The 6,242-nt window shown below is 70.2% G+C and carries 8 protein-coding genes; 5 read left to right on the plus strand and 3 right to left on the minus strand.

The window, feature by feature from the left end; genetic code table 11:
- The first annotated feature begins 51 nt into the window (after positions 1-51).
- Entirely contained in the window at positions 52-333 is a 282-nt protein-coding gene (locus CLV92_RS11915) for a hypothetical protein (protein ID WP_104433027.1), read from the plus strand.
- Positions 334-488: 155 nt separating this feature from the next.
- Here CLV92_RS11915 and CLV92_RS11920 read toward each other — a convergent pair whose 3' ends face one another.
- Complete coding sequence (locus CLV92_RS11920; RefSeq protein ID WP_104433028.1) at positions 489-779, minus strand: hypothetical protein; 291 nt, start codon at positions 777-779, stop codon at positions 489-491.
- A 230-nt stretch (positions 780-1,009) separates the two neighbouring features.
- On the opposite strand from CLV92_RS11920, the gene CLV92_RS11925 reads away from it, so the two are divergent.
- The 3 genes from CLV92_RS11925 to CLV92_RS11935 all read left to right on the plus strand — a co-directional run bounded on the left by CLV92_RS11925 (position 1,010) and on the right by CLV92_RS11935 (position 4,832).
- A complete protein-coding gene (locus tag CLV92_RS11925) occupies positions 1,010-2,662 on the plus strand; it encodes a putative bifunctional diguanylate cyclase/phosphodiesterase (protein ID WP_104433029.1) in 1,653 nt (550 codons plus the stop codon).
- A gap of 96 nt (positions 2,663-2,758) precedes the next feature.
- Entirely contained in the window at positions 2,759-3,802 is a 1,044-nt protein-coding gene (locus CLV92_RS11930; RefSeq protein ID WP_104433030.1) for an ATP-binding protein, read from the plus strand.
- Between the two features lie 427 nt (positions 3,803-4,229).
- Positions 4,230-4,832 (plus strand): GNAT family N-acetyltransferase, encoded by a 603-nt coding sequence (locus CLV92_RS11935; protein WP_104433031.1) that lies wholly within the window; start codon positions 4,230-4,232, stop codon positions 4,830-4,832.
- A 169-nt stretch (positions 4,833-5,001) separates the two neighbouring features.
- On the opposite strand, the gene CLV92_RS11940 is transcribed toward CLV92_RS11935, so the two are convergent.
- Positions 5,002-5,424 carry a VOC family protein gene (locus CLV92_RS11940; protein WP_104433032.1) on the minus strand — a complete coding sequence of 141 codons (423 nt, stop codon included), beginning with the start codon at positions 5,422-5,424 and terminating at the stop codon, positions 5,002-5,004.
- A gap of 18 nt (positions 5,425-5,442) precedes the next feature.
- The gene (locus CLV92_RS11945) at positions 5,443-5,874 is read right to left on the minus strand and encodes a mycothiol transferase (RefSeq protein WP_211291069.1); all 432 of its coding nucleotides are present in this window, start codon (positions 5,872-5,874) and stop codon (positions 5,443-5,445) included.
- Between CLV92_RS11945 and CLV92_RS21770 the strand changes: the two genes are divergently transcribed.
- Complete coding sequence (locus tag CLV92_RS21770) at positions 5,875-6,105, plus strand: hypothetical protein (protein WP_170112747.1); 231 nt, start codon at positions 5,875-5,877, stop codon at positions 6,103-6,105.
- Positions 6,106-6,242 lie beyond the last annotated feature (137 nt).

A 6,242-nucleotide genomic window follows, 5' to 3' on the forward strand; every position in this document is an offset into this window, starting at 1 on the left:
GCCGGGGAGTCCCGCCGCGCTCGTATGCTCAACGCCAGGAGGTGGTGGCCGTTGAGCACCGCGCAGTCGCCGGACCCGACCGAGCCGTACGCCATCGCGCATCGCTACGCCGCCGGCGAGCTGAGCTGGGACGAGGCCCTGCCCCTGCTGGCCCAGTGGCACTACGAACCGAGCTTCCAGCCGGCCAACGACGCCGACGAACTCGGCATCGAGCCGGACGGTTCCTTCAGCAGCACGGTCGGTCGCGCACTCGACGACGGCCTGATCACCGCCGCGCAGTACGACCAGGTCCTCGACGCCCGCGACGCGCTGCGCGCGGCAGGGCAGCCCTAGCCAGAGCAGGCGCCCGGCCTCGACGCCGAGTCCAACGTCCAGGCCGAGATGATCCGCCAGGCCCGCACTCAGCCGGGGTGATGGCGCGTCGTCGACTCCGACCACCACGAGGACGCCCTGCTGCGCCAGGCCCTGCGCAATGGCACCTACCAGAGTCACTTCGTGCCCCCGCAGGGGCGGCAGCCGGAGGCGGCAGGGGAGCGGCTCTGGCCGCGGGAGATGGCCAGCACCGCGCACCGGGAAGCCGGCACGCTCGCGAATGAAGCCATCCAGGACGCACTGGCCAAGGGCCAGAACGTCATCATCGGCGTCAGGGCCGTCGAGGACGGAAGCCCGGCCAGCAGATCCAGGTCGGAGGAAGCCAGGTCCGCGTGCAGCGCGACGTCGCGCCACGGCGAGAACGGGTCCGCTCGCTCCTGCTGCGCGGCAAGAGCACCGGCGGCCACAGCATCTCCGCAGACGGCGTCACGACCGCTTCGTGCGGCGGGGCGCGATGGGAGGTCGCTGGCCCTGACAGTCCAGTGGCCTCAGGGCTGGTGAGGAGGGGGCAGCGGGGGCACAGTGGATCAAGCAGCACACGCCGGAGTAGGCGTCGAAAGGTGGAGCCGTGAGCGCCAGAGGTGTGCCGGGCCCGGGGTCGGGTGCTGGGGACAGCAGTGGAGCCCCGGACGAGCGGATGTTCCGTTCGCTGGTGGAGCACTCTCCGGACCTGATGTGCGTCTTCGACGCCGAAGGCCGGCTGCGCTACGCCTGCCCCGGCGCGACCCGGTTGCTCGGCTCGCTGGCGGAGGAAGCAGAGCCGACGCGGCTTCGGGCCCATCCTGATGACGAGCCCAAGGCGGTGCAGCTGTGGCGACAGGTGCTGCGAGCCGGGCCCGGGGAAGGAACGTGCGAGCAGCTGCGGGTGCTCACCGCCGGCGCAGAGGTGAGCTGGCTGCAGGTGCAGGCCTACAACCATCTCAACACCGCCGGGGTGGGCGCGGTCCTCTTCTACGCCCACGACGTCAGCGAGGAGGAGCGGGTCCGCCAGCAGCTGGCCACCGACGCGATGCACGACGCGCTGACCGGCCTGCCGAACCGGCGCTGGTTCACCGAAGCCCTCGATCACGCTCTGGGACGTACCGCACGCAGTGGCAGGGCGGTGGGGCTGCTGCTGATCGACGTGGACCACTTCAAGGACCTCAACGACGCCCACGGTCACCCGGCAGGCGATGAGCTGCTGATCGCACTGGCGCAACGGATGAGCCGCTGCGTGCGCCCGGCCGACACCGTCTGCCGCCTGGGTGGAGACGAGTTCGTCGTCCTGGTCGAGGATCTCCACCACGACGCCGACGTCATCGCCCTGGCCCAGCGCCTCAGCGCCGGCGTCAGCGGCCTCTACCACCTGGCCAACGGGATGGACGGCGAGGTGGAGGCAGCGGTGACCCTGTCGGTGGGGGTGGCAGCGGTGACCAGTGGCGGCGCCGACGCGCTGCTGGCCGCCGCGGACAGCGCTCTCTACGAGGCCAAGCGGCGCGGCCGCAACCGGGTGGAGGCCTACGACCCCGCCCTGCGCCGCCACGTGCTGCACCGCCTCAGCATGGAGCGGCAACTGCGCCAGGCCCTGAGCGCAGACGAGCTGGTGCTGCACTTCCAGCCGATCTTCCGTGCCCGCGATGAGGTGATCACCGGGGCGGAGGCGCTGCTGCGCTGGCAGCATCCCGAGCGCGGCCTGCTGCCGCCGGCGGCGTTCCTCCCCCTCGCCCAGGACGCCGGCCTGATGCCCGAGGTCTGCGACTGGGTGCTGCACCACGCCACCGCCCAGGCCGGTGCCTGGGCGCAGGTCCTGCCCGAGCCGCTGCGGGTCTTCATCAACCTGGACCGCCACCAGCTCACCGACGCCCACCTGCCCGTACTGCTGGCCGCGATCGCCGCGGAAGAACATGCCGACGCGGACTCCATCACCCTGGAGCTCAGTGAGCGCCTGCTCAGCGAGGACCTCCTGCAGGTCCGCGGCCTGCTGCGGCGGATCCGCGACCTCGGCATGGGCATCGCCCTGGACGACTTCGGTGCCGGCAACACCGCCCTCACCTGGCTGCAACAACTGCCCCTGGACCTGCTCAAGCTGGACCGCCGCTTCACCCTCGACCTGGACCAGCCCGCCAGCCGCTCCATCGTGCGAGCCGTGCTGAACCTGGCACCCGAGCTGGGCATCGACACCCTCGCCGAGGGCGTGGAGACCGCGCAGCAGTCCAGCGCCCTGACCTGGCTGGGCTGTGACTACCTCCAGGGCTTCCACCTGGCCCGGCCTCAGACCGCCGACCAGCTCACCACCCTGCTCACCACCTGAACCGCCCAGAGGTGATCACCGGCATCCCCGGCGTGCCGAGGAGCGTGCAGCTCGCTCGAGCCGAGCGAAACGGGCCCTTCGTGTCACCAGCGAAGGGTGAGCGAGGACGCCGAGCTGCACACCGTGCGCCTGCTCGGGTTGCCGCTGGGTATCCGGGCGCTGTTCATGCAGCACCTGGACGGTCTGGTACGGGAGCTAGCCCTGATCCAGATCGGGGAGCAAGCCCACCCCGACAGGTCCCTGCCGCCGCGGCTGCTGGAGGTCGCCGCGGAGTTGCGGGGCACCTACGCCCCCTTCCAGCTCGCCGCGGCGGCGGGGGAGGAGTACTACGACGTCACCTACACGGTGCCCGTGCGGGTGGGGCCCTTCGCGCAACAGCTGCTGGAGGTGCTGGAGGAGGCCGATGACTTCTGCCACCGCGAGCAGCACCTGCTCACCCTGCCCGCCTCCGAAGAGGTGGTGGCCTACCGTCGCTGGGTGCTGGGGCAGTTCCAGCGGCAGCTGGCCGGGCACCCGCCCCGGCCCTGGCGACGGGCGCCCTGCCACCCATCGCAGCGTCTCCTGCAGGCAGCGGACCCCGTTCTCCCGACGACACCACCTCCAGCCGCCGGTCAGGTCGCTGAGCGAGCGGGGGTGCAGGCCGCCGACGATGGCCCCAGCTCCCGGCCGGAGTCTGCCGCTGAGGTGGTGGAGCAGCCACTGGTCATGGAGTCGGTGGCCAGCAACGTCGCCACCGCCCGCCGCTACGTCCGCCGGGTCCTCACCCGGCTGGATGCTGGGGCGCTGGAGGAATCCGCGGAACTGGGCGTCTCGGAGCTGATCACCAACGCGATGCTGCAGGCCGGCACTTCCTTCACCGTCGCGGTGCGTAGGACGTCGTCGGGACGCGTGCGCATCGACGTCACCGACTTCTCAGCCACTCCTGTGCAGCCTCGCCACTTCGGCGTCGAGGCGACCACCGGGCGCGGTCTGCAGCTGGTGGCCTCCCTCTCCGGCGCGTGGGGCATCGACGAGCTGCCGACCAGCCCCGCCACCGGGCTCAGCACGGGCAAGACGGTGTGGTTCGAGCCGAGTGATGCGGACACCGTCATCGACGTGAGTGAGCAGGACTGGGCCCTGGACCTGGAAGAACTGCGATAGACGGGGCATCCCCATCCTGCGAGTCGTTCACGGCCGGTCCTCCTGAGTCGCTGGCGCGACACGTCAGGTGGACGATGACCGGAACTTGGGGTCGAAACCGTCGAGGCCACACCCTGCGTCGATGTCGATCACCGCGCTGGGCCGCTGTGCCCGCACGACGTTGCCGCTGATCGCTCACTGAGACTGGGACATCCTCCTCGAGAAGCGACAACGCGATGTCCGTTCTCAGTCATCTTGTCCCAGCCCGAGGCCGTGACCTGCGGTGGGACAAGTCGCGTGAGACAGCCGGGGCCTGATTCGTCTCATCCGACCTGTCCTCGTCGAAGATCACCACGACCTTGGCGGCGGCAGGAGTGGCAGTCGGGTGGGGGAGTGACGCCTACGCCGACGTGCCCGGAAGGTGGGGCGACTGTGGAGTCATTTCCACATGGGTAAGGACATCACCGGTTCGGGCGACGATCCCGACCATGACGCGGCGCTGCATCTGGTGGTCCAGAATTCGATCATGACCGACGACGTCTCGCCGTCCGAAGACGTGTTGATCCGACGCTTCGAGACCGCCGACGCCGGCGACACCTGGCGCGTGTTCCACGCAGCCGTGCACGGCACGGCCAGCCGCGACTACACGCCCGAGCAGATCCAGGCATGGGCACCTCCCACCGTTGATGAAGCCGCGTGGCAGCGACGCCGCTCGGCGTCGCACACCTACCTCGCCTGCCTGGGCGGAGCGGTCGTGGGCTTCAGCGACTTCACCGACGAGGGCCTGCTGGACATGCTGTTCGTCCACCCTGACGCCGGCGGCCGCGGGGTGGCTCGCGCGCTGGTCACCCACGTCCTGCACGAGGCCGCCGCCGCCGGGCACCACCGCCTGCACGTGCACGCCAGCCTGACCGCCCGGCCCGCGTTCGAGCGCTTCGGGTTCACCGTCGACGTCACCCGCCTCGCCGAGATTCGCGGACAGAAGCTCCGGAACTTCGACATGAGCATCGACTTGAAGCAGATCGACAGCGGTGAGCTCGGCCTCGCTTGAGTGGCAAGCCACCTGGGAAGACGCGCGGGCCGTGCCCTCGTGGCCAGCTGCCCTTCGGCGCCGTGCGGGTGATCAGGGGAGGGCCCTGGTCCCCGGTTCCCGGGTGTCTCAAGTGGCGGTGACCGGCCCTGCGCTGAACCGGGGCGGGAGCGCCGGAGGCGTTACGTCCTCAGGCGCCGTCCACTTCGTGGCCAGCACCGTTGGGGATGTCTTGGGCGATCTCCCAGACGGTGCCGGCGGGGTCGGTGAAGGCGGCGGTGCGCTTGCCCCAGGGACGGTCGACGGGCCCGTTGAGCAGGGCCACTCCCCGCTCGCGCAGGTCCGCGCATGTGGCGTCGACGTCCTCGACGAACAAGCTCAGCATCATCTGTGCGCTGGCCCCGATGGGGGCAGCGTCGGCGGGTGCGATGACTTCGGCAGCGGCGTCGACCGCGAGCACGTTGAGCATGGTCCCTGCCAGGCCGAAGACGGAGGAGTCCTCATCGTCGAAGAGCATCTGCAGGCCCAGGACGTCACGGTAGAAGCCGGTGACGCTGCCGAGGTCTTCGACGAACAGGGTGAGGGCTGCGAGCCCGTTGCGGGTGGCGTCCATGGTGCTGCTGGTCTCCGTTCAGGCGAGGACGAGGTGCTGGTGGCCGTCGAGGAGTTCACGGGCGGCGTCGAGGTGGCCGGCGTGGCAGGCCGTCTCCGTCAGCACGTGCAAGACGGTCGTGCGCAAGTCGCGTTCGGGTAGGTCAGGGAAGACCTCGCTCGGCCACCACGCGGGAGCGGCGTCCAAGGCGGTGGCGGTGATGATGGCGTCCGAGCGCTCCGCCTCGGCGCGGTAGGCGCTCAGGACGGCCTCAGCCGGGGTGCCCGCATCGACCTCCCACGCCTGATCGCCGTCGGCGAGATCGATGTCCTCGCCGGCGACCACGGCTCGCAACCAGAAGCGCTCCACATCCAATGTGAGGTGCTGCACGAGTCCCAGGCAGCTCCATCCTGAGGGCAGGATCGGGCGGCGCAGTGCCTCGTCGGGCAGCCCGTCAAGGACGGACAGCACGTGAGCGCGCTGAATGCGGAGCGCATCCAGCAGTGCTTGCCGTTCCGACGTGAACGGGTCCAGGTCTGGGCTCATGCCTTCGATCCTCCCGTGCCGGACCTCAAAGGCTCGGCGATGACGTCACCCGTCGCCCGTGTCGAGCACAGCGACGATGCTCTCTCCTGCCCGGTGGTCAGGATCGTCCTGCAGTCGGTGAATCTGGATCGTTGGGTCTGCTGCATGATCCGGTGACACCGACGCTGGCTTGCCCGAGAGGCAGCCTGGGAGGATGTTGCTGTGCCCAAGCCTTACCCCCGCGAGTTCCGCGATGACGTCGTGCGGGTCGCTCGCAACCGTGATCCGGACGTGACGCTGGAGCAGGTCGCCGC

The organism is Kineococcus xinjiangensis (assembly GCF_002934625.1).
Taxonomy (GTDB): Bacteria; Actinomycetota; Actinomycetes; order Actinomycetales; family Kineococcaceae; genus Kineococcus_A; species Kineococcus_A xinjiangensis.